20 protein-coding genes are annotated in these 22,807 nt (G+C 68.5%); 19 read left to right on the plus strand and 1 reads right to left on the minus strand.

Annotated features, from left to right (window positions below; translation table 11 throughout):
• Window positions 1-87 precede the first annotated feature (87 nt).
• The 19 genes from hslV (at window position 88) to AC07OH_RS17760 (ending at window position 21,735) form a co-directional block, all read left to right on the plus strand.
• A complete protein-coding gene (gene hslV, locus AC07OH_RS17670; RefSeq protein WP_042578379.1) occupies window positions 88-633 on the plus strand; it encodes an ATP-dependent protease subunit HslV in 546 nt (181 codons plus the stop codon).
• A gap of 2 nt (window positions 634-635) precedes the next feature.
• Window positions 636-1,964, plus strand: a complete 1,329-nt coding sequence (gene hslU / locus AC07OH_RS17675) for an ATP-dependent protease ATPase subunit HslU (protein WP_307583008.1) — start codon at window positions 636-638, stop codon at window positions 1,962-1,964.
• Between the two features lie 273 nt (window positions 1,965-2,237).
• Complete coding sequence (gene mraZ / locus AC07OH_RS17680) at window positions 2,238-2,666, plus strand: division/cell wall cluster transcriptional repressor MraZ (RefSeq protein ID WP_056576192.1); 429 nt, start codon at window positions 2,238-2,240, stop codon at window positions 2,664-2,666.
• Between the two features lie 8 nt (window positions 2,667-2,674).
• Window positions 2,675-3,598, plus strand: a complete 924-nt coding sequence (gene rsmH, locus AC07OH_RS17685) for a 16S rRNA (cytosine(1402)-N(4))-methyltransferase RsmH (protein WP_062474238.1) — start codon at window positions 2,675-2,677, stop codon at window positions 3,596-3,598.
• Between the two features lie 2 nt (window positions 3,599-3,600).
• Complete coding sequence (gene ftsL / locus AC07OH_RS17690) at window positions 3,601-3,945, plus strand: cell division protein FtsL (protein ID WP_489059342.1); 345 nt, start codon at window positions 3,601-3,603, stop codon at window positions 3,943-3,945.
• On the plus strand, window positions 3,942-5,696 hold the full coding sequence (locus tag AC07OH_RS17695) for a peptidoglycan D,D-transpeptidase FtsI family protein (RefSeq protein WP_492679227.1): 1,755 nt from the start codon (window positions 3,942-3,944) through the stop codon (window positions 5,694-5,696). The genes ftsL and AC07OH_RS17695 overlap by 4 nt, the downstream gene beginning before the upstream one ends.
• Window position 5,697: 1 nt before the next feature.
• Window positions 5,698-7,254, plus strand: coding sequence for a UDP-N-acetylmuramoyl-L-alanyl-D-glutamate--2,6-diaminopimelate ligase (locus AC07OH_RS17700; protein ID WP_495301573.1), 1,557 nt, complete (start codon window positions 5,698-5,700; stop codon window positions 7,252-7,254).
• 5 nt (window positions 7,255-7,259) lie between these two features.
• Window positions 7,260-8,699 carry a UDP-N-acetylmuramoyl-tripeptide--D-alanyl-D-alanine ligase gene (locus AC07OH_RS17705; RefSeq protein ID WP_495301788.1) on the plus strand — a complete coding sequence of 480 codons (1,440 nt, stop codon included), beginning with the start codon at window positions 7,260-7,262 and terminating at the stop codon, window positions 8,697-8,699.
• Window positions 8,700-8,714: 15 nt separating this feature from the next.
• A complete protein-coding gene (gene mraY / locus AC07OH_RS17710; protein WP_099795073.1) occupies window positions 8,715-9,893 on the plus strand; it encodes a phospho-N-acetylmuramoyl-pentapeptide-transferase in 1,179 nt (392 codons plus the stop codon).
• A 10-nt stretch (window positions 9,894-9,903) separates the two neighbouring features.
• Window positions 9,904-12,177, plus strand: coding sequence for a UDP-N-acetylmuramoyl-L-alanine--D-glutamate ligase (murD, locus tag AC07OH_RS17715; RefSeq protein ID WP_495301574.1), 2,274 nt, complete (start codon window positions 9,904-9,906; stop codon window positions 12,175-12,177).
• Window positions 12,174-13,469, plus strand: coding sequence for a putative lipid II flippase FtsW (gene ftsW / locus AC07OH_RS17720; RefSeq protein WP_495301575.1), 1,296 nt, complete (start codon window positions 12,174-12,176; stop codon window positions 13,467-13,469). Before murD ends, ftsW begins: the two co-directional genes overlap by 4 nt.
• Window positions 13,466-14,527 (plus strand): undecaprenyldiphospho-muramoylpentapeptide beta-N-acetylglucosaminyltransferase, encoded by a 1,062-nt coding sequence (gene murG, locus AC07OH_RS17725; RefSeq protein WP_495301576.1) that lies wholly within the window; start codon window positions 13,466-13,468, stop codon window positions 14,525-14,527. The genes ftsW and murG overlap by 4 nt, the downstream gene beginning before the upstream one ends.
• Window positions 14,524-15,987, plus strand: a complete 1,464-nt coding sequence (gene murC / locus AC07OH_RS17730; RefSeq protein ID WP_495301577.1) for a UDP-N-acetylmuramate--L-alanine ligase — start codon at window positions 14,524-14,526, stop codon at window positions 15,985-15,987. Before murG ends, murC begins: the two co-directional genes overlap by 4 nt.
• The gene (locus tag AC07OH_RS17735) at window positions 15,984-16,955 is read left to right on the plus strand and encodes a D-alanine--D-alanine ligase (protein ID WP_139703002.1); all 972 of its coding nucleotides are present in this window, start codon (window positions 15,984-15,986) and stop codon (window positions 16,953-16,955) included. The genes murC and AC07OH_RS17735 overlap by 4 nt, the downstream gene beginning before the upstream one ends.
• 3 nt (window positions 16,956-16,958) lie before the next feature.
• Window positions 16,959-17,747 (plus strand): cell division protein FtsQ/DivIB, encoded by a 789-nt coding sequence (locus AC07OH_RS17740; protein ID WP_062474220.1) that lies wholly within the window; start codon window positions 16,959-16,961, stop codon window positions 17,745-17,747.
• Between the two features lie 20 nt (window positions 17,748-17,767).
• The gene (gene ftsA, locus AC07OH_RS17745; protein ID WP_056575685.1) at window positions 17,768-18,997 is read left to right on the plus strand and encodes a cell division protein FtsA; all 1,230 of its coding nucleotides are present in this window, start codon (window positions 17,768-17,770) and stop codon (window positions 18,995-18,997) included.
• A gap of 170 nt (window positions 18,998-19,167) precedes the next feature.
• The gene (gene ftsZ / locus AC07OH_RS17750; RefSeq protein WP_495301578.1) at window positions 19,168-20,382 is read left to right on the plus strand and encodes a cell division protein FtsZ; all 1,215 of its coding nucleotides are present in this window, start codon (window positions 19,168-19,170) and stop codon (window positions 20,380-20,382) included.
• A gap of 227 nt (window positions 20,383-20,609) precedes the next feature.
• A complete protein-coding gene (gene lpxC, locus AC07OH_RS17755; RefSeq protein ID WP_056575680.1) occupies window positions 20,610-21,533 on the plus strand; it encodes a UDP-3-O-acyl-N-acetylglucosamine deacetylase in 924 nt (307 codons plus the stop codon).
• A gap of 25 nt (window positions 21,534-21,558) precedes the next feature.
• A complete protein-coding gene (locus AC07OH_RS17760; RefSeq protein ID WP_167394968.1) occupies window positions 21,559-21,735 on the plus strand; it encodes a hypothetical protein in 177 nt (58 codons plus the stop codon).
• Window positions 21,736-21,745: 10 nt separating this feature from the next.
• Here AC07OH_RS17760 and AC07OH_RS17765 read toward each other — a convergent pair whose 3' ends face one another.
• On the minus strand, window positions 21,746-22,687 hold the full coding sequence (locus AC07OH_RS17765) for a LysR family transcriptional regulator (RefSeq protein WP_495301579.1): 942 nt from the start codon (window positions 22,685-22,687) through the stop codon (window positions 21,746-21,748).
• Window positions 22,688-22,807 lie beyond the last annotated feature (120 nt).

The following is a 22,807-nucleotide window of genomic DNA, read 5'->3' on the forward strand; positions in this document are numbered from 1 at the left end:
CGCGGCCCCGGCGGGGCCGTGTTTTCCGCCAGCAGCTTGTCCGACCTCAGGGGTTGCATTGCCTTGGCCCATCCCCAGATGGCTGCGATGGAACAGTTTCACGGCACCACCATCGTGAGCGTGCGCCGCAAGACCCCCCAAGGCGATCAGGTCGCCATCGGCGGGGACGGGCAGGTCACTCTCGGCAACATCGTCATCAAGGGCACGGCGCGCAAGGTGCGGCGGCTCTATCACGGCAAGGTCCTGGCGGGGTTCGCCGGCGCCACGGCCGATGCCTTCACGCTCTTCGAGCGTTTCGAGGCCAAGCTCGAGAAGCACCAGGGTCACCTGACCCGCGCAGCGGTCGAGCTCACCAAGGACTGGCGCACCGACCGCGTGCTGCGCAAGCTCGAAGCCATGCTGGCCGTGGCCGACGCCACGACTTCGCTCATCATCACCGGCAATGGCGACGTGTTGGAGCCTGAAGACGGCGTGATTGCCATCGGTTCGGGCGGTGCCTACGCCCAGTCGGCGGCCAAGGCGCTGATCGACAACACCGACCTCTCGGCCGAGCAGATCGTGCGCAAATCGCTGGCGATCGCCGGAGAAATCTGCATTTACACGAACATGAACCACACGGTGGAAGCGCTCTGACCATGTCCATGACCCCCCAGGAAATCGTCTCCGAGCTCGACAACCACATCGTCGGCCAGCCCGCCGCCAAGCGTGCCGTGGCCATTGCGCTGCGCAACCGCTGGCGCCGCCAGAAGGTCGACGACTCGCTGCGCCACGAGATCACGCCCAAGAACATCCTCATGATCGGCCCGACGGGCGTCGGCAAGACCGAAATCGCCCGCCGCCTGGCCCGCCTGGCCGACGCGCCGTTCATCAAGGTCGAGGCCACCAAGTTCACCGAGGTGGGCTACGTGGGCAAGGACGTCGACTCGATCATTCGCGACCTCGCCGAGATCGCCGTCAAGCAGACGCGCGAATCCGAAAGCGTGAAGGTGCGTGCCCGCGCCGAAGACGCGGCCGAAGAGCGCATCCTCGACGCGCTGCTGCCTCCGGCGCGTGGCGTCGATGGTGCCGCGCCCGCACTCGACAGCCCCAACCCGACGCGCCAGGCCTTCCGCAAGAAGCTGCGCGAGCACCAGCTCGACGACAAGGAGATCGAGCTCGACCTCGCCGAAACCCGTGCGCCGCTGGAGATCATGGGCCCGGCCGGCATGGAGGAAATGACCGAGCAATTGCGCGGCATGTTCGGCCAGCTCGGCGGCGGCAAGCGCAAGACGCGCAAGCTCAAGATCGCCGAAGCGATGCGCCTCTTGATCGACGAAGAGGCCGCCAAGCTGGTCAATGAGGACGAGATCCGCACGCAGGCCATCGCCAACGCCGAGCAGAACGGCATCGTGTTCATCGACGAGATCGACAAGGTCGCCACGCGCAGCGACGCGCAAGGCTCCGACGTCTCGCGCCAGGGCGTGCAGCGCGACCTGCTGCCGCTCGTGGAAGGCACGGCCGTGTCGACCAAGTACGGCGTGGTGCGCACCGACCACATGCTGTTCATCGCGAGCGGCGCCTTCCACCTGAGCAAGCCGAGCGACCTGATCCCCGAGCTGCAGGGGCGCTTTCCGATCCGCGTCGAGCTGCAGTCGCTCTCGGTGTCGGACTTCGAGAGCATCCTCACGCAGACCCGCGCGTCGCTCGTGAAGCAGTACCAGGCGCTGCTGGCCACCGAAGGCGTGACGCTCGACTTCGCGCCCGACGGCATCACGCGGCTAGCGGCCATCGCCTTCGAGGTGAACGAGCGCACCGAGAACATCGGCGCGCGCCGTTTGTCGACCGTGATGGAGCGCCTGCTCGATGAGGTAAGCTTCGATGCCACCCGCATCGAGGGCCAGACGGTCCGCATCGATGCCGCTTATGTCGACGAGCGCCTCGCGGCACTAAGTCACGACGAAGACCTTTCGCGCTTCATCCTCTGAAGCCGCCTCCCTCGGCCCCTGTAACGGGGTCGTCCTTCACGCATCACTTTCACTGCGTGAGCTAAGTACTTCATTTTCAACACAATTCGCCGATTTCCAGGTTTGGAAATCGGCGCTAAGTCGTTGATTCCATTACAAAAAATACCCCCGAGCCCCAGTTGCGTCGCAAGTGTTTCCTGCTACAGTGGAAAAAAGTGCAGTTAAGTGGGAAAAAGTGCGGGCAACGCCCCTTCCGGGTGTCGCGGCACCTCCCACCACAGGGGTTTCGTGGTCGTGTTTCAAGGCGCTTCATCGCTCAGTCTGGATGCCAAGGGGCGGCTCTCCGTGCCGACCCGGCATCGCGACGTCCTGAGCGCCACGGCAGGCGGCCAGCTCACGATCACCAAGCATCCGCACGGATGCCTGATGGTGTTCCCCCGTCCCGAATGGGAAAAATTCCGCGAACGCATTGCTGCGCTGCCGATGTCGGCGCAGTGGTGGAAGCGCGTCTTCCTTGGTAACGCGATGGACGTCGAGATGGACGGCACCGGCCGCGTGCTGGTGTCGCCCGAGCTGCGCGCCGCCACCGGCATCAACCGCGAGACGCTGCTGCTGGGCATGGGCAACCACTTCGAACTCTGGGACAAGGCCACCTACGAGGCCAAGGAGGCCGAGGCCACCCAGGGCGAGATGCCGGATGTGTTTCAGGACTTCGCGTTCTGAGGAGCCCCGTGAACACCCCCCTGACCCACACGACCGTCTTGTTGAACGAGGCGGTGGAAGCCCTTCTTTCCGGCAGCGCGGCAGCCACGGGCACGTACGTGGACGCCACCTTCGGCCGCGGAGGACATGCGCGCGCCATCCTCGCGCGGCTGGCGCCGGAAGGCAGGCTCATCGCATTCGACAAGGATGCAGAAGCGGTGGCCGAAGCAGCGCGCATCTCGGATGCGCGTTTTTCTATCCGCCACCAGGGATTCCGCTCGCTGGGCGAATTGCCCGACGCCAGCGTCAACGGCCTGTTGATGGACCTGGGCGTGAGTTCGCCGCAGATCGACAACCCGGTGCGCGGCTTCAGTTTCCGTTTCGACGGTCCGCTCGACATGCGCATGGACACCACGCGCGGCGAGAGCGTGGCCGAATGGCTGGCAACGGCTGAACTTCAACAAATTGCAGAGGTGATCCGTGACTATGGCGAAGAACGGTTTGCTGTTCAGATTGCAAAGGCGATTGTTGCTCGCAGACAAGAACGGGGCGCAATTTCAACCACCACCGAACTGGCCGAGCTCGTGGCTGGCACGGTCAAAACCCGCGAGCAGGGCCAGAACCCTGCAACGCGCACATTTCAGGCTTTTCGGATTTTCATCAACGCCGAGCTTGAGGAGCTGCAACAAGCGCTAGAAGCCAGCCTGTCGGTGCTCGCGCCCGGCGGCCGGCTCGCGGTGATCAGCTTCCATTCGCTCGAAGACCGCATCGTCAAGCAGTTCATCGCCAAGCACTCGAAGGAGGTCTACGACCGCCGCGCGCCCTTCGCCGCGCCCAAGGTGATGAAGCTGCACGCGCTCGAGCGCATCAAGCCGTCCGAAGAAGAAGTGCGCGGCAACCCGCGCTCGCGCAGCGCCATCCTTCGGGTGGCCGAACGCACGGAGGCCGGGTAGCCATGGCGCGCATCAACCTGCTCCTTCTGCTGGCCGTCATTGCGACGGCTTTGTACCTTGTGCACACCCAGTACCAGTCGCGCCAGCTCTACACGGAGTTCGACCGCGCCCAGCAGGAGACGCGCAAGCTCGAAACCGAGCATGACCGCCTGCAGGTGGAAAAGCGCGCACAGGCCACGCCGCTGCGTGTGGAGAAGCTCGCCAAGGAGCAGCTGCAGATGCGCACGGCCTCGCCGGCCATCACGCAGTACGTGCGCCCCGACGGCTCGGTGATCCCGGCCATCGCACCGCTGCCGCCCACCACGCCGCCCAAGCCCGGCGCCGCCACCGCGAGGCCCGCCCGATGAGCCGCGGCAACCGCAGCGTGCGCTACACCACCAGCCCCTTGCTCGCGAGCAAGACGCCGGTGTGGCGCAGCAAGTTCATCGTCGCCGGCATCGCCTTCGGCTTCGTCATGCTGGCGGGGCGGGCTGCGTACGTGCAGGTCTTCAACAACAGCTTCTTCCAGCGCCAGGGCGAAGTGCGCTTTGCGCGCACGCTGGAGCTGCCGGCCAACCGCGGACGCATCCTCGACCGCAACGGGCTCATCCTCGCCTCCAGCGTGGTGGCGCCCAGCATCTGGGCCATTCCCGAAGACGTGGAGCGCGACGACCCCGAGGTGCGCGCCAAGCTCAAGCAGGTGGCCAAGCTGCTGGGCATGCCGCAGAAGGACTTCGACAAGAAGCTCGAGGACGAAGACAAGACCTTCGTCTGGATCAAGCGCCAGGTCGACGAGCCCATCGCCAAGCAGATCGCCGCGCTCAACCTCAAGGGCATCTACCAGCGCAAGGAATACAAGCGCCAGTACCCCGAGGGCGAGGCGGCCGCGCACGTGGTGGGTTTCACCAACGTGGAAGACAACGGCCAGGAAGGCATCGAGCTGGGGTTCAACAAGGAGTTGGCCGGCAAGGCCGGCTCGCGCCGCGTCATCAAGGACCGGCTGGGCCGTGTGGTCGAGGGCGTGGGCGAGCAGGTGCCGCCGGTCGAAGGCCGCGACATCCAGCTGAGCATCGACAGCAAGGTGCAGTTCTTCGCCTACCAGAAGCTGCGCGACGCCGTCACCGCACGCCGCGCCAAGGCCGGCAGCGTGGTGGTGCTCGACAGCACCACCGGCGAGGTGCTGGCGCTGGCCAACTACCCGAGCTACGTGCCCGACAAGCGCCAGAACCTCACCGGCGAGCAGCTGCGCAACCGCGCGCTCACCGACACCTTCGAGCCCGGCTCGACCATGAAGCCGATCACCGTGGCGATGGCGCTGGAGGCCGGCCGCGTGAAGCCCTCGACCATCATCGACACCGCGCCCGGGCGCTACCAGCTGGGCGGCTTCACCATCAGCGACACCCACAACTACGGTTCGCTGACCGTGGAGGGCGTGATCCAGAAGTCGAGCAACGTGGGCGCGCTCAAGATCGCCCAGAAGATGACGCCCCACGAGATGTGGGACACCTACACCGCGCTGGGCTACGGCCAGAAGCCGCAGATCCAGTTCCCCGGCGCCGTGACGGGCCGGCTGCGCCCGTGGAAGACCTGGAAGCCGGTCGAGCAAGCGACCATGGCCTACGGCTACGGCCTGTCGGCGTCGCTGTTCCAGATGGCGCATTCGTACACCTCGTTCGCGCACGACGGCTCGCTCATTCCGGTCACCATTTTGAAGAACGCCGAGCCGCCGGTCGGCGTGCGCGTGTTCTCGCCGTCCAACGCGCTCGCCGTGCGCAAGATGCTGCAGATGGCCGCCGGCCCCGGCGGCACCGGCACGCGCGCGCAGACGGTGGGCTACTCGGTCGGCGGCAAGTCGGGCACGGCCCACAAGCAGGTCGGCAAGGGCTACGCCAGCAACAAGTACCGCGCCTGGTTCACCGGCATGGCGCCGATCGAGAAGCCGCGCATCATCGTCGCGGTGATGATCGACGAGCCGACCGACGGCCAGTACTTCGGCGGCCTCGCCGCGGCGCCCGTGTTCAGTGAAGTCGTGCAGCAGACCCTGCGCATGATGAACGTCCCGCCCGATCTGGCGGTCAAACCCCTCGTGCAGACGCAAGACGTCCCCGAGAGCTTCTGACATGCTGACACTCACTTCCCCCACCACCGCCGCGTTCTGGCTGAAAGAACGCGTGCAGGGCGCGCTGCTCGCCGACAGTCGCGCGGTCGGCCCGGGCGATGCCTTCATCGCCTGGCCCGGTGCCGCGACCGACGGCCGCCAGCACGTGGCGGCCGCGCTGGCGCAGGGCGCCGTGGCCTGCCTCGTCGAGCACGAGGGCGTGGACGCCTTCGGTTTCGATGGCGACGAGCGCATCGTGAGCTACCCCGGCCTCAAGGCCGCCACCGGCCCGATCGCCGCCGCCTTCTACGACAACCCCTCGGCGCAGCTCGATCTGCTGGCCGTGACCGGCACCAACGGCAAGACCTCCACCGCGTGGTGGCTGGCCGAATCGCTGTCCACGTTGCGTGCGGCCGGCGGCGTGCGCGCCATGCGCCCCGACGGCACCACCGAGCGCGGCGCCCCGTCGCCTTGCGCCGTGGTCGGCACGCTGGGCATCGGCGTGCCGCCCGAACTCACCTACACCGGCCTGACCACGCCCGACCCCGTGATGCTGCAGCGCGCGTTGCGCGACTTCGTCACCGAAGGCTTCGGCGCCTGCGCGATCGAGGCCTCGTCCATCGGCATCGCCGAACGCCGGCTCGACGGTTGCCGCATCGCGGTCGCCGTGTTCACCAATTTCACGCAGGACCACCTCGACTACCACGGCAGCATGGACGCCTACTGGCAGGCCAAGGCCGAGCTGTTCCGCTGGCCCGGCCTGCGCGCCGCGGTGATCAACATCGACGACATGCATGGCGCCAGCCTGTGCGCCAACCTGCTCGACGCCGGCATCGGCGCGCTCGACGTCTGGACCGTCTCGGCCGTCGGCAAGCCCGCACGGCTCATGGCGCGCGACATCGGCTACGACGCGCAGGGCCTGCAGTTCACCGTGGCCGAGCACGGCAGCACGGCGCCGGCCGAGCGGCTCGCCACCGGGCTGATCGGCCAGTACAACGTCGCCAACCTGCTCGGCGTGCTCGGCACCCTGCGCGCGCTGGGCCTGACGCTCGCACAGGCCGTGGCCGCCTGCGCCCACCTCAGCAGCGTGCCGGGCCGGATGGACCGCGTGCAGCCGACCGAGGGTGCGCCGCTGGCCGTGGTCGACTACGCCCACACGCCCGACGCCCTCGACAAGGCCCTCGCCGGCCTGCGCCCGCTGGCCAAGCAACGCGGCGGCGCGCTGTGGTGCGTGTTCGGCTGCGGCGGCAACCGCGACCCGATCAAGCGCCCGCTGATGGCGGCCGTCGCCGAACGGCAGGCCGACCACGTCGTGCTCACCAGCGACAACCCGCGCAACGAGAACCCCGACGCGATCATCAGCCAGGCGCTGCGCGGCTTCACGCGCGTCGAGGCGGCCCGCGTGCAGGTCGACCGCGCGCGCGCCATCGCCGAAACCATCGCCCAGGCCGCACCACAAGACGTGGTGCTGATCGCCGGCAAGGGCCACGAAGAGTGGCAGGAGATCGCGGGCCAGCGCCTGCCGTTCTCCGACAAGACCCACGCGCTCGACGCGCTCGCGAAGCGGGGTGCCGCATGACCGCCATGGCCACGCCCATCTCCACCCCGTTGAACCTCACGCTGGCGCAGGCGCAGCAATGGGTGCCGGGTTCGCGCCTCGTGGGCGACCCGGCCACCGTGATCGCGCGCGTCCACACCGACACCCGCACCCTGGCCGCCGGCGACCTGTTCGTCGCGCTCAAGGGCGAGCGCTTCGACGCCAACGACTTCCTGGCCGACGCGAAGAAGCAGGGCGCCGTGGCCGCCATTGCGCACGGCGGCCTCGAAGCCGCCGGGCTTGCCGGCCTCGAGGTGGCTGACTCGCTCATCGCGCTCGGTGCGCTGGGCGCCGGCTGGCGCGCGCAGTTCCAGCTGCCGCTGATCGCCGTCACCGGCAGCAACGGCAAGACCACGGTCACGCAGATGATCGCGGCCGTGCTCGCCGCCTTCCGCGCCGACCGCGCGCTGGCCACGGCCGGCAACTTCAACAACGAGATCGGCGTGCCGCTCACGCTGATGCGCCTGCGCGCGCAGCACCAGCTGGCGGTGCTCGAACTGGGCATGAACCATCCGGGCGAGATCGCGCGACTGGCCGCCATGTCGCGCCCGACCATCGCGCTGGTCAACAACGCGCAGCGCGAGCACCAGGAGTTCATGGCCAGCGTCGAGGCGGTCGCCATCGAGAACGCCGCCGTGTTCGCCGAACTGCCCGACGACGGCACCGCCGTGTTCCCCTACGGCGACACCTTCACCTCGCTGTGGACCGACCTGGCACGCCAGAGCGGTTCGCGCCGCTGCCTGACCTTCGGCGAGCACGCCGACGCCGACATTTCGCTCGACGGCGCCGAATGGCAGCAGGGCGCCTGGCGCGTTCGTGTGCGCACGCCGCTGGGTGCCTTCGATGCGCGCCTGCACATCGCGGGCCGCCACAACGTGGGCAACGCGCTCGCTGCCACCGCCTGCGCGCTGGCGGCCGGCGTGTCGCTCGACACCATCGCCGCGGGCCTGTCGGCCTTCGAGCCGGTCAAGGGCCGTTCGCGCGCCAGCGAGATCGTGCTGCCCGGCGGGCACGCGCTCACGCTGGTCGACGACAGCTACAACGCCAACCCCGACTCGGTGATTGCCGCCATCGACGTGCTCACCGGCCTGCCCGCGCCACGCCTGCTGGTGCTCGGCGAAATGGGCGAGGTCGGCGACCGCTCACCGGAATTTCACGCCGAGGTCGGCGCCTGGGCGCGCCAGCGCGGCATCGACGCCGTCTACACGCTGGGCGGCGAGACCGTGCATGCGGCGACGGCTTTCAACAACAACGATGGTGTCGATGGACGCCATTTCGACGATTTCGACACGCTCCGCGCGGCCGTGCTCGCCCGCCTGCCGCAGCTGGGCAGCGTGCTGGTCAAGGGGTCGCGCTTCATGAAGATGGAGCGCGTGGTGCAGGCGATCGAAGCACAACAACAAAAGGAGGCCGGTCATGACGCATGAGCCGCGCAACACAACATGCTGATGTCCCTGGCCCAATGGCTGCAGACGCTGTCGCCCGAGTTCGGGTTCTTGCGCGTTTTCAACTACCTCACGTTCCGCGCGCTCATGGCCGCGCTGACCGCGCTCGTGGTCGGCCTGGTGGCCGGCCCCTATGTGATTCGTCGCCTCGCCGCGCTCAAGATCGGCCAGCCGATCCGCGGCTACGGCATGGAAACGCACCTGACCAAGAGCGGCACGCCGACCATGGGCGGCGTGCTCGTGCTGTTCGCCATCGCCTTCGCCACCTTGCTGTGGTTCGACATCTCGAACCGCTTCGTGTGGATCGTGCTGTGGGTCACGATGGGCTTCGGCGCCATCGGCTGGGTGGACGACTGGCGCAAGGTGGTGCGCAAGGACCCCGAAGGCATGCGCTCGCGCGAGAAGTACTTCTGGCAATCGCTGGTCGGCCTGCTCGCGGGCTTCTACCTGCTGTTCAGCATTTCCGAGAGCTCCAACTGGCGCGTGCTCGAGCTGTTCTACGCCTGGGTGCGCTCGGGCTTCGACCTCGACTTTCCGCCCAAGATCAACCTGCTGGTGCCCTTCTTCAAGGAAGTGAGCTACCCGCTGGGCGGCATCGGCTTCGTGATCCTCACGTACCTCGTGATCGTGGGCGCGAGCAACGCCGTGAACCTCACGGACGGCCTCGACGGCCTGGCGATCATGCCGGTGGTGATGGTGGGCTCGGCGCTGGGCGTGTTCGCCTACGTCACGGGCAGCGCGGTGTACTCCAAGTACCTGCTGTTCCCCAACATTCCGGGTTCGGGCGAGCTGCTGGTGTTCTGCTCGGCCATGGCCGGTGCGGGGCTCGCGTTCCTCTGGTTCAACACCCATCCGGCGCAGGTCTTCATGGGCGACGTGGGCGCGCTCGCACTGGGCGGCGCGCTGGGCACCATTGCGGTCATCGTGCGCCAGGAGATCGTGTTCTTCATCATGGGCGGCATCTTCGTGGTCGAGGCGATCTCGGTGATGGCGCAGGTCATGTACTTCAAGTACACGAAGAAGCGCTACGGCGAAGGCCGCCGCGTGCTCAAGATGGCGCCGCTGCACCACCACTTCGAGAAGAGCGGCTGGCGCGAGACGCAGGTCGTCGTGCGCTTCTGGATCATCACGATGCTGCTGTGCCTCATCGGCCTGTCGACGCTGAAGCTGCGGTAACCACACAACCATGCGGCACCTGAAAGACCTCCCCGTTCTCATCCTCGGCCTCGGCGCGTCCGGGCTGGCGATGGCGCGCTGGTGCGCGCGCCACGGCGCGGTCGTGACCGTGGCCGACACGCGCGAGGCACCGGCCTCGCTCGCGACGCTGCAGGCCGAGCTGCCCGATGTCACGTTCATCGGCGGGCCGTTCACGGCCGCGCTGGTCGAAGGCACGCCGATCCGCGCCGTCTACCGCTCGCCGGGCCTGTCGCCCGCGACGCTGGCACCGGTCGTCGACGCCGCCAAGGCCGTGGGCCTCGTGGTCGGCGGTGAGCTGGACCTGTTCGCGCGTGCGCTGCTCGACCTGCGGACGGTCGAGGTGCCGGTGGTGGAGGCTGAGGCTGACGTGCCGGCTGAAGCCGCTGTCGCCGAACCTGTCGTCGAAACGCCTGCCCAGGCCGAGCTGGCCTTGAGCGAGGAAGCCCCTGTGGCGGATGCTGCGGTGGTCGAGACGCCGGAAGTGCCTGCGCCGGAGACGACAGCGGTTGTCGAAGGCGAGGCCGAAGCGGCTGCACCCGTCGACGCTGTTGAGGCGACCGAGGCCGCTGCACCCACGGAGGCCGTGGTCGCCGAGTCGACCGAAGCCGCACCGCCAGTCGATGCGACTGCCGCAGAAGCCGAACCCGTCGCTTCCGTCGAACCGACCGAAGCCGCCGAACCCACGCCGCCCGCCATGGCCGAAGCCATGCCGCGCGACGCGTCGCTGAGCGTCCCGGTGACGCCACCCACCGAAGACGTCGTCGCCGAAGACGCCGCCACGGAAGAAGGCGCAGCGCCGACCGCCACCGGCGACGCACCCGATGCGCCGCCCGCACCCGCGTCCGCCGCCAGCCTCTCCCGGCTCCCGCCTCCCGGCAAGCCCTACGTGCCCACCGCGGCGCGCGAGGCCGCCGCGTTCGTCGCCACGATCGCCGAGCTCTCGGCCACCAACCCGGCGTCGGCCGCGGTCGAGGAAGACACGCCCCAGATGGTGCTCGTGCCGGAACCCGAGCCCGAAGCGCCCAAGGGTTACACACCGGCCGTGCTCGCGGTCACCGGCACCAACGGCAAGACCACCGTCACCTCGCTCACCGGCCAGCTGGTCGAGCGCGCGGGCAAGACCGTGGCCGTGGCCGGCAACATCGGCCCGACACTGCTCGACACGCTGGCTGCGCACCTCGACGCCGACACGCTGCCCGAGGTGTGGGTGCTTGAACTCTCGAGCTTCCAGCTCGACGGCGTGCAGGGCTTCGAGCCCACGGCCGCGACCGTGCTCAACCTCACGCAGGACCACCTCGACTGGCATGGCGACATGCCGGCGTATGCGGCTGCCAAGGCGCGCATCTTCGGCGCCAAGGGTCTGTTGATCCTGAACCGCGACGACGCCGGGGTGATGGCCATGCTGCCGCCGCCCGTCCGCGTGAAGCTGCAGCGTCCGCAGATCCGCGCCCACGTCACCTTCGGCGGCGCGATGCCGCTGCGTCCCGGCGACTACGGCATCGAGCGCATCAACGGCGTGGCCTGGCTGGTGCGCGCGCTGGAGGCCGACGAAACGCAGAAGCGCAAGCGCGGCGCGGTGGTCGAAGAAGAAATCTTCTTCCAGCGCCTCATGCCCGCCGACGCGCTGCGCATCCGCGGCCGACACAACGCCATGAACGCCCTGGCGGCGCTCGCGCTCGCCAGCGCCGCCGACTGCCCGCTGGGCCCGATGCTGTACGGCCTGCGCGAGTACCGCGGCGAGCCGCACCGCGTCGAACCGATCGCCATCGTGGACGAGGTCGAGTTCTTCGACGACAGCAAGGGCACCAACGTCGGCGCCACCGTGGCCGCACTGAGCGGCCTCGGCGAGGAGCGCCGCGTGGTCGTGATCCTCGGCGGCGAAGGCAAGGGCCAGGACTTCGAGCCGCTGGCCGACCCCGTGCGCCAGTACGCGCGCGCCGTCGTGCTCATCGGCCGCGACGCCCCGCTGATCGAGGCCGCGCTGGCCTCCACCGGCGTGTCGCTGAAGCACGCGGGCTCGATGGAAGAAGCCGTGAAGCTCGCCGCCGCGCGCGCCCACCCCGGCGATGCCGTGCTGCTGTCACCGGCCTGTGCGAGCTTCGACATGTTCAAGGACTACGCGCACCGCGCCGAGGTGTTCTGTGAGGCCGTCGAGGCCTACGCCGACAGCCCGCGCGAGGCCGTGGGTGGCGACGACGCGGTGGTGTCGTACGTGCCCGGCGCGTCGCTGTCCACCGCCGGATCGATGGAGGACCCGATTTGAACTCCGCAGCCGCAGGCCAGGAAACCCGCACCGGCAGCCGTTTCGGCGGCTGGTTCCGGCGCGCCCGCAGCGGCATGGACGCGCTGCCCGTGCACCTGCCCGTGCGGCTGGGCGGCGCCGGCATCGCGCAGACCAAGGCCACGCCGATGCGCGTGCTGGGCTTCGACCAGGCGCTGGTCTGGGTCACGGTCGCGCTGATGACCTGGGGCCTGATCATGGTGTATTCGGCCTCGATCGCGCTGCCCGACAACCCGCGCTTCGCACGCGCCGGCTACAGCGCCTCGTACTTCCTCACGCGACACGCGGCTTCGCTGGTCATCGCCTTCATCGCCGCGCTGCTGACCTTCCAGGTTCCCATGAAGACCTGGGAGCGCGTCGCGCCCTGGCTCTTCGTGGCTTCGCTGCTGCTGCTGGTGGCGGTGCTCATTCCGCACATCGGCATCAACGTGAACGGCGCGCGCCGCTGGTTGCCGATGGGCTTCATGCGCTTCCAGCCGTCGGAGCTGGCCAAGTTTGCGATGGTGCTCTATGCCGCCAGCTACATGGTGCGCAAGATGGAGATCAAGGAACGCTTCTTCCGCGCCGTGCTGCCGATGGGCATCGCGGTGGTGGTGGTCGGCATGCTGGTGATGGCCGAGCCCGACATGGGCGCCTTCATGGTGATCGCCGTGATCGCCATGGGCATCCTGTTCCTGGGCGGCGTGAACGCGCGCATGTTCTTCGTGATCGCGACGCTGGTGGTGGTGGCCTTCGGCTCCATCGTGGCGAGCAGCCCGTGGCGCCGCGAGCGCATCTTTGCGTACCTCGATCCGTGGAGCGAAGAGCACGCGCTGGGCAAGGGCTACCAGCTGTCGCACTCGCTGATCGCCATCGGCCGCGGCGAGGTCTTCGGCGTGGGCCTGGGCGGCAGCGTCGAGAAGCTGCATTGGCTGCCCGAAGCGCACACCGACTTCCTGCTGGCCGTGATCGGCGAAGAGTTCGGCCTGGTCGGCGTGCTGCTGATCATCGGTATGTTCCTCTGGCTCACGCGCCGGATCATGCACATCGGCCGCCAGGCGATCGCGCTCGACCGCGTGTTCTCGGGCCTCGTGGCGCAGGGCGTGGGCGTGTGGATGGGCTTCCAGGCCTTCATCAACATGGGCGTGAACCTCGGCGCACTGCCGACCAAGGGCCTGACCTTGCCGCTGATGAGCTTCGGCGGCTCGGCGATCCTGATGAACCTCGTGGCGCTGGCCGTGGTGCTGCGCATCGACTACGAGAACCGCGTGCTGATGCGGGGAGGTCGCGTATGACGCGCACTGCGCTGGTCATGGCGGGCGGCACGGGCGGCCACATCTTCCCGGGTCTCGCGGTGGCCGAGGCCCTGCGCGAGCGCGGCTGGCGCGTGCACTGGCTGGGCGCGCCCGGCAGCATGGAAGAAAAACTCGTGCCCCCGCGCGGCTTCGCCTTCGAGCCCGTGCAGTTCGGCGGCGTGCGTGGCAAGGGTCCGCTCACCTTGTTCCTGCTGCCGCTGAAGCTGCTGCGTGCCTTCTGGCAGAGCCTGGCCGTGGTGCGCCGCGTGAAGCCCGACGTGCTGGTGGGCCTCGGTGGCTACATCACCTTCCCGGGCGGAATGATGGGTGTGTTGATGGGCAAGCCGCTGGTGCTGCACGAGCAGAACTCGGTGGCCGGTCTCGCCAACAAGGTGCTGGCGGGCGTGGCCGACCGCGTGTTCACGGCCTTCCCGAACGTGCTGAAGAAGGCGCAGTGGGTGGGCAATCCGCTGCGCGCGGCGTTCACCTCGCAGCCCGATCCGGCCACGCGCTTCGCGGGCCGCACGGGGCCGCTCAAATTGCTGGTGGTCGGCGGCAGCTTGGGCGCGCGTGCGCTCAACGCCGTGGTGCCGCAGGCGCTGGCACACATCGCGCCGGCCGAACGCCCGCAGGTGCTGCACCAGAGCGGCGCCAAGCAGATCGACGAGTTGCGCGCCAACTATGCGGCGGCCGGCGTCGAGGGCGAACTCACGCCCTTCATCGACGACACCGCGCAGGCATACGCCGAAGCCGACCTCATCGTCGCGCGGGCGGGTGCCAGCACCGTCACCGAAATCGCGGCCGTCGGCGCAGCAGCGCTGTTCGTGCCTTTCCCCTCGGCGGTCGACGACCACCAGACCACCAACGCGCGCTTCCTCGTGGACGCGGGCGGCGGCTGGCTGGTGCAACAGACCGACCTCACCCCTGAATTGCTGGCTGATTTGCTACAGAAAACCGAACGCGCGACCTTGATCGACCGGGCCACCAAGGCCAAGACCCTGCAGAAGACCGAAGCAGTGGACGCGGTTGTCCGCGCCTGCGAGGAGCTTGCGAAATGAAGCACGCGATCCGTCACATCCACTTCGTCGGCGTCGGCGGCTCGGGCATGAGCGGCATCGCCGAGGTGCTGTTGAACCTGGGCTACCGCATCACCGGCTCCGACCTGTCCGACAGCGCCACGCTGCGCCGCCTCGCGGGCCTGGGCATCGGCACCTTCGTGGGCCATGCCGCCGCGCACATCGACGGCGCGGACGCGGTCGTCACCTCCACCGCCGTGCAGTCGGACAACCCCGAGGTGCTGGCCGCGCGCGAAAAGCGCATTCCGGTCGTGCCGCGCGCGCTCATGCTCGCGGAGCTGATGCGCCTGAAGCAGGGCATCGCCATTGCCGGCACGCACGGCAAGACCACCACCACCAGCCTGGCCGCGAGCGTGCTCGAGGCCGCCGGGCTCGACCCGACCTTCGTGATCGGCGGGCGCCTGAACAGCGCCGGCGCCAACGCGCAGCTGGGCAGCGGCGACTACATCGTGGTCGAGGCCGACGAGTCGGACGCCTCGTTCCTGAACCTGCTGCCCGTGATGGCGGTGGTCACGAACATCGACGCCGACCACATGGAGACCTACGGGCACGACTTCGCGAAGCTGAAGAAGGCCTTCGTCGATTTCCTGCACCGCATGCCGTTCTACGGCGTGGCCATCCTGTGCACCGACGATCCGGCGGTGCGCGAGATCGTGGCCGACGTGACCTGCCCGGTCACCAGCTACGGCTTCGGCGAGGACGCCCAGGTGCGCGCCATCGACGTGCGCGCCGTCGGCGGCCAGATGCATTTCACCGCGCAGCGCCGCAACGGCGTGACGCTGCCCGACCTGCCCATCGTGCTGAACCTGCCGGGCGAGCACAACGTGCGCAACGCGCTGTCGGTGATCGCCATGGCGGTTGAGCTCGGCATCGCCGACGAAGCGGTGCAGCGCGGCCTGGCCGGCTTCAAGGGCGTGGGCCGCCGCTTCCAGAGCTACGGCGACGTGGCCGTGCCGAACGACACGACCGGCGGCACCTTCACCGTCATCGACGACTACGGGCATCACCCGGTCGAGATGGCGGCCACCATCGCGGCCGCGCGCGGCGCCTTCCCGGGGCGCCGGCTGGTGCTGGCCTTCCAGCCGCACCGCTACACCCGCACGCGCGACTGCTTCGAGGACTTCGTGAAGGTCATCGGCACGGCCGATTCGGTCTTGCTGGGCGAGGTCTATGCCGCGGGCGAGGCGCCCATCGTGGCCGCCGACGGCCGCACGCTGGCGCGCGCGCTGCGCGTGGCCGGCAAGGTCGAGCCGGTGTTCGTCGACGACATCGTCGCCATGCCGCAGGCCATCCTGGACAACGCCCGCGCGGGCGACGTGGTGCTGTGCATGGGCGCGGGCTCCATCGGCGCGGTGCCGGGCAAGGTGGTCGAACTCGGCACGCCGCCCGCACCCTCATCAACAACTTCAGAGCGCACTGCGCGCAAGGGGAGGGCCGCGTGAGCCTTCAGGATCCACAACTTTTCGGCAAGGTCGCCGTGCTGTTCGGCGGCAGTTCCGCCGAACGCGAGGTGTCGCTGATGTCCGGTGCCGGCGTGCTGCAGGCCCTGCGTTCGCGCGGCGTCGACGCGCATGCCTTCGACCCGTCGGAGCGCGAGCTGACCGACCTGAAGCGCGAAGGCTTCGCGCGCTGCTTCGTCGCGCTGCATGGCCGCCATGGCGAAGACGGCACCGTGCAGGGCGCGCTCGAGCTGCTCGGCATTCCCTACACCGGCTCGGGCGTGATGGCCTCGAGCGTGGCGATGGACAAGGTCATGACCAAGCGCATCTGGCAGGCCGACGGCCTGCCCACGCCCAAGTACGTGCGCCTGGCCTTCGACCAGCAAAGCCGCGAGCAGATCATGGTCGTGCCCGACGTGCTCGGCCTGCCGCTGATCGTGAAGCCGCCGCGCGAAGGTTCGTCCATCGGCGTGACCAAGGTCGAGGGCTACTCGCAGATGCAGGATGCCGTGGCGCTGTCGGCCAAGTTCGACGCCGACGTGCTGTGCGAGGAGTTCATCGACGGCGAGGAAGTCACCTGCGCCGTGCTCGGCCAGGGCCTGGACGCGCGCGCGCTGCCGGTGGTGCGCATCGCCGCGCCCGAGGGCGCCTACGACTACCAGAACAAGTACTTCACCGACGACGTGAAATACCAGTGCCCGAGCGGCCTGCCCGAAGCCGAGGAACGCGAGATCCAGCGCATCACGCTGGCCGCGTACCACACGCTCGGCTGCCGCGGCTGGGGCCGCGCCGACGTGATGATCCGCGCCAGCGACCGCAAGCCCTTCCTGCTCGAGATGAACACCTCGCCCGGCATGACCAGTCATTCGCTGGTGCCGATGTCGGCGCGCGCGGCGGGCATTCCCTACGAAGAGCTGTGCGTGCGCGTGCTGGCTTCGGCCGCACTCGATGCCAAGGGAGGCGCGAACTAAGCCATGGCCGACAGCATCCCCGCTCCCTTCGACGTCAAGCTGATGAACATCGTCGCGAACGTTGCGTTCGTGCTGGTGGCGCTCATGCTGCTGGCGGCGAGCGCGTGGTGGGTGCTGCGCCAGCCTTTCTTCCCGATCTCGGGCATCAAGGTGGACGGCGAGGTCACGCACAACAACGCGGTCACGCTGCGCGCCAACGTGGCGCCGCAGCTCAAGGGCAACTTCTTCACCATCGACCTGGCGCGTGCGCGCACCGCCTTCGAGACGGTGCCGTGGGTGCGCAGCGCGGTGGTGCGGCGGGAGTTCCCGAACAAGCTGCGCGTGACGCTGACCGAGCAGGTGCCGGTGGCGGTGTGGGGCGACGAGGCCGGCTCCAAGCTGATCAACGGCTTCGGCGACGTGTTCGAGGCCAACGTGGCCGAGGTCGATGCCGACCTGCCGCGCCTGGACGGCCCGATCGAGCAGGCCGGGCAGGTGCTGGGCATGTACCGCGTGCTCGCGCCGATGTTCGAGCCCTACGACTTCGACATCGCCGAGCTGCGGCTGTCCAGCCGCGGCAGCTGGAAGGTGCTGCTGGACAGCGGGGCCGAGATCGAACTCGGCCGCGGCCAGAGCGACGAGGTGTCTGCGCGCCTGCAGCGGTTCCTGAAGACCGTGACGCAGGTCGCGGGCCAGTACCGCCGCACGGTGGCCGACGTCGAACGCGCCGATCTGCGCCACAACGACGCGTATGCCCTGCGGCTGCGCGGCGTCACCACGGTCTCGCCCGAGGCCCCAAGAAAAATCAAGTAGCGAATACCGAGGACATCTACATGCCCAAAGAATACAAAGACCTGGTCGTAGGCCTGGACATCGGAACCGCCAAGGTGATGGTGGTCGTGGCCGAGGTGCTGCAAGGCGGCGAGCTCAAGCTGGCCGGCCTGGGCATCGCGCCCAGCAACGGCCTCAAGCGCGGCGTCGTGGTGAACATCGACGCCACCGTGCAGAGCATCCAGCAGGCGCTGAAAGAAGCCGAGCTGATGGCCGACTGCAAGATCAGCCGCGTCTACACCGGCATCACCGGCAGCCACATCCGCGGCATCAATTCGAGCGGCATGGTGGCGGTGAAGGACAAGGAAGTCACGCCCGCCGACGTGGCCCGCGTGGTCGAGACGGCGCGCGCCATCAACATCTCGAGCGACCAGCGCCTGCTGCTGGTGGAGCCGCAGGAGTTCGTGATCGACGGCCAGGACGTGAAGGAGCCGATCGGCATGAGCGGCATGCGCCTGGAGGCCAAGGTGCACATCGTGACCGGCGCGCAGAGCGCGGCCGAGAACATCATCAAGTGCGTGCGCCGCTGCGGCCTGGAGGTCGACCAGCTGATGCTGAACCCGCTGGCCTCGAGCCAGGCGGTGCTCACCGAAGACGAGCGCGAACTCGGCGTGGTGCTGGTCGACATCGGCGCGGGCACCACCGACGTGGCGATCTTCACCAACGGCGCGATCCGCCACACGGCCGTGATCCCGATCGCGGGCGACCTCATCACGAGCGACATCGCGATGGCCCTGCGCACGCCCACCAAGGACGCGGAGGACATCAAGGTCGAGCATGGCTATGCCAAGCAGCTGCTGGCCGACCCTGAATCGCAGGTCGAAGTCCCCGGCCTTGGCGATCGCGGCCCGCGCATGTTGAGCAAGCAGGCGCTTGCCGGCGTGATCGAGCCGCGCATCGAAGAAATCTTCTCGCTGGTGCAGCAGGTGGTGCGCGAGTCGGGCTACGAGGAAGTGCTGTCGTCGGGCGTGGTGCTCACGGGCGGCAGCGCCGTCATGCCCGGCATGGTCGAGCTGGGCGAAGACATCTTCCTCAAGCCCGTGCGCCGCGGCATTCCGAAGTACTCGAGCGCGCTCTCGGACATGGTGGCGCAGCCGCGCGCGGCCACCGTGATGGGCCTGCTCGAGGAGGCACGTTTTGCACGCATGCGTGGCTTCAAGGTCGCACAGAAGAACGGGTCCGTAAAGACTGCGTTCGGACGTTTCAAGGACTTCATCGTGGGGAACTTCTGACCATGAACCACTCCCCACTCTGGCTCGCACGCGCGGGTCCTCCGCTGCATTTCAACGAGCGATGGCGACGCACCGGTCCACCATCGCGACGGCGATCCCGTTGATCACGTCACGGCAGAAGAAATATTCATAGACACATAACGGCAACTGCAATATTCAAGGAGTTAGAAATGACCATCGAAATGATCGAAGTCGAAGAATTCAACCAGGGCACGCAGATCAAGGTGATCGGTGTCGGCGGCGGCGGTGGCAATGCGGTCGCCCACATGATGGAGCGTGGTGTGCAAGGCGTGCAGTTCGTTTGCGCCAACACCGACGCACAAGCCCTGCAACGCAGCAACGCGCACAAGAACATCCAGCTGGGCATCAGCGGCCTGGGCGCCGGCAGCAAGCCCGAGAAGGGCCGTGACGCGGCCGAAGCCGCAGTGGACGACATCCGCGCCGCCATCGACGGCGCGCACATGCTGTTCATCACGGCCGGCATGGGCGGCGGCACCGGCACCGGCGCGGCTCCCGTGATCGCGCGCGTGGCCAAGGAGATGGGCATCCTGACGGTGGGCGTGGTGACCAAGCCCTTCGACTGGGAAGGCGGCCGTCGCATGACCAACGCCGACGCCGGCCTGGCCGAACTCGAAGCCAACGTCGACTCGCTGATCGTCGTGCTCAACGAGAAGCTGCTGGACGTGCTCGGTGAAGACATCACGCAAGACGAAGCCTTCGCGCACGCCAACGACGTGCTGAAGAACGCCGTGGGCGGCATCTCGGAAATCATCAACGAGTACGGCGGCGTGAACGTCGACTTCGAAGACGTGCGCACCGTGATGGGCGAACCCGGCAAGGCCATGATGGGCACCGCTGCCGCAGCAGGCCCCGACCGCGCGCGCATCGCCGCCGAACAGGCCGTGGCCTGCCCGCTGCTCGAAGGCATCGACCTCTCGGGCGCCAAGGGCGTGCTCGTGCTGGTGACGGCATCGAAGGGCTCGCTGAAGCTGAACGAGTCGAAGCTCGCGATGAACACCATCCGCGCCTACGCCTCGCCGGACGCGCACGTGATCTACGGCGCCGCCTACGACGAAAGCCTGGGCGACCAGATGCGCGTCACGGTGGTGGCCACGGGTCTGTCGCGTGCCGATGCACGCCGCCAGGCCCCGACGCTCGAAGTGATCCGCACCGGCACCGACAACATCCCGTTCACCGTGCCGACGCTCGGCGGCATGGGTCACGCGGGTGGCGGTTCGAGCAGCCAGCCCAACTACGACGGCATGGCCGTGCCCAGCGTGTGGCGCACCAACCGCACGATGGCCGCCGCCAAGGTCGACGCGCTGTCGTCGGGTGGCATGGACGACTTCGAGATCCCGGCTTTCCTGCGCCGTCAGGCAGACTGACCGCAGGCCACCGAACGCAGAGGGCACGAGGGTTCGCAAGGGGACGGGGAAGACCTGAAAGGGACTGCCCCCCGGCTCTAGGCGCTGCGTCCACCTCGTGCCCCTTGCGTCCATCGCCGGGGGCTCCCCGGCTTCTTTGCTCTTTCTTGTCTGACCGGTCCATGTCTATCGCGGCCATAGCGAAGGGAATAGGGCGTCACGGTCGCCGCCCGCCTAAAATCTCGGGCGTGCTGCAACAACGAACCCTCAAGTCGATCAGCCGCGCCGTGGGCGTGGGGCTTCACAGCGGCCAACGCGTGGAGCTGACCCTGCGACCGGCCCCGGCCGACACGGGCATCGTGTTCCGCCGCGTCGACCTGCCCGAGCCGGTCGAGATCCGCATGACCGCCGAATCGGTCACCGACACGCGCCTGGCGTCCACCGTCTCCACGGGCGGCGCCAAGGTGCAGACCGTCGAGCACATCATGTCCGCCTGCGCGGGCCTGGGCATCGACAACCTCTACATCGACATCACGGCCGACGAAGTGCCGATCCTCGACGGGTCGGCTTCGTCCTTCGTGTTCCTGCTGCAAAGCGCGGGCATCGAACTGCAGAAGGCGCCGCGCCGCTTCATCCGCGTGCTGCGCAAGGTCGAGGTGCGCGAAGGCGAGGGCGCCAACGAGAAGTGGGCGAGCCTGGAGCCGTACCACGGCTTCAAGCTGAGCTTCGAGATCGACTTCGACCACCGCGTCGTCAACTCCACCGGCCAGCGCGTGGAGTTCGACCTGGGCACCGACTCGTACAGCCGCGACATCGCACGCGCACGCACCTTTGGCTTCACGAAAGAAGTCGAGTACATGCGCAGCAAGGGCCTCGCACTCGGCGGCGGTCTCGACAACGCCATCGTCATGGACGACACCAAGGTGCTCAATGCCGGCGGCCTGCGCTACGACGACGAGTTCGTGAAGCACAAGATCCTCGACGCCATGGGCGACCTGTACATCATCGGCAAGCCGCTGCTGGCCGCGTACACCGCGTTCCGCTCGGGCCATGCGCTCAACAACAAGCTGCTGCGCGAGCTGCTCTCGCACAGCGACGCCTACGAGGTCGTGACCTTCGAAGACGAGAAGCGCGCACCGCGCGGCTTCGGCGAAGTGGCGCGGGCCTGGTAAGCCCGGCGCAGGCCTTTTCTTTCCGATGCTTCTCTTTCGCTGGGCCATCCTGCTGCTTCTGCTGGTGGCGGGCGTGTCCTTCGCGTTCTATGCGGGCACGGGGCAGGTCAAGTACCGCCGCTTCGGCTGGATCGTGTTCAAGTGGACGGTGCTGGCGGCGCTGGGCTTCTTCGCGGTCCTGATCGCCGAGCGCGTCGCTTAGCGCGAGCCGTTCAATCGACCAGGGCCTGCAAGGCCTGCACCTGCTGCGCAAGCAGAGGCCCCTTGCGGTGCGTGGGCACCAGCAACATCAGCGTGTCTCCCAGCGCCTTCGGCCGCCCCCAGGGCGCGTGCAGCCGGCCTTTCTCGAGCAGCGGCGCCACCAGCCGCTCGCGTCCCATCAGCACCCCTTCGCCGTCGAGCGCGGCCTGCAGCGCGAGGCTGTAGAGCGAGAAATCGGGCCCGGCAGCCAGCGCATCGGCTTCGGTGGAGGTGGTGCCGGGGCGCACGGCCTGCAGCCAGCGCGACCAGTCGTCGTGCCACACCGTGTCGTGCAGGCCGCCGCAGCGCGCGAGCACGTCGAGGAGGTCGTCGAGTGGGCGCGGGCGTGCGCTCTCCAGCGATGCGCGCATGCGCGGGCTGCACACGGGCACGAGGCGGTCGCGTGCGAGCGGGATGCACGTGGCGCCGACGGCGGCTTCGGCGCCGTAGAACAGCCCGAGGTCGAAGGGCTCGCGCCGGAAGTTCGGCGGCTGCTCCAGCGCCGTCACCGACACCTGCACGCCGGGCAGCGCGGCCTTCAGCCGCGAGAGCCGCGGCGACAGCCACAGCTGCGCCATCGCCGGCAGGGCTGCCACCTGCAGCGTGCTGCGGCGCGCGGCGGTCTGGGTTTCCTGGCGCAGCGCCTGCACCGCGAGGCCGAGCTGGTCGACCGCCGCGCTGAGCGCAGGCAGCGCGCGCCGGCCGTGCGCGCTGAGCCGGATGCCCTGGCTGTGCCGCTCGAACAGCGCACCGCCGGCCCAGGTCTCGAGCGCCTTGATCTGCTGCGCGACGGCGGCGGGCGTCACGAACAGTTCCTCGGCCGCGCGCGCGAAGCTGCCGTGGCGCGCCGCAGCCTCGAAGGCGCGCACGGCCGTGTGCGGCGGCAGGCGAGGGCGGGGTGGGGCGAGGGACATGATCTGAATGCCGTGCAGGCCAAGTTTTTCTAGGGCTCAGGCCCAGTTTATCCGTGTTGCCCGTTGGGGCACGGGGCGCGACCATGCGGTCATTCCCTTCCACCACTCCCAGCGAGACAC

The organism is Variovorax sp. GW821-FHT10C12 (assembly GCF_059415405.1).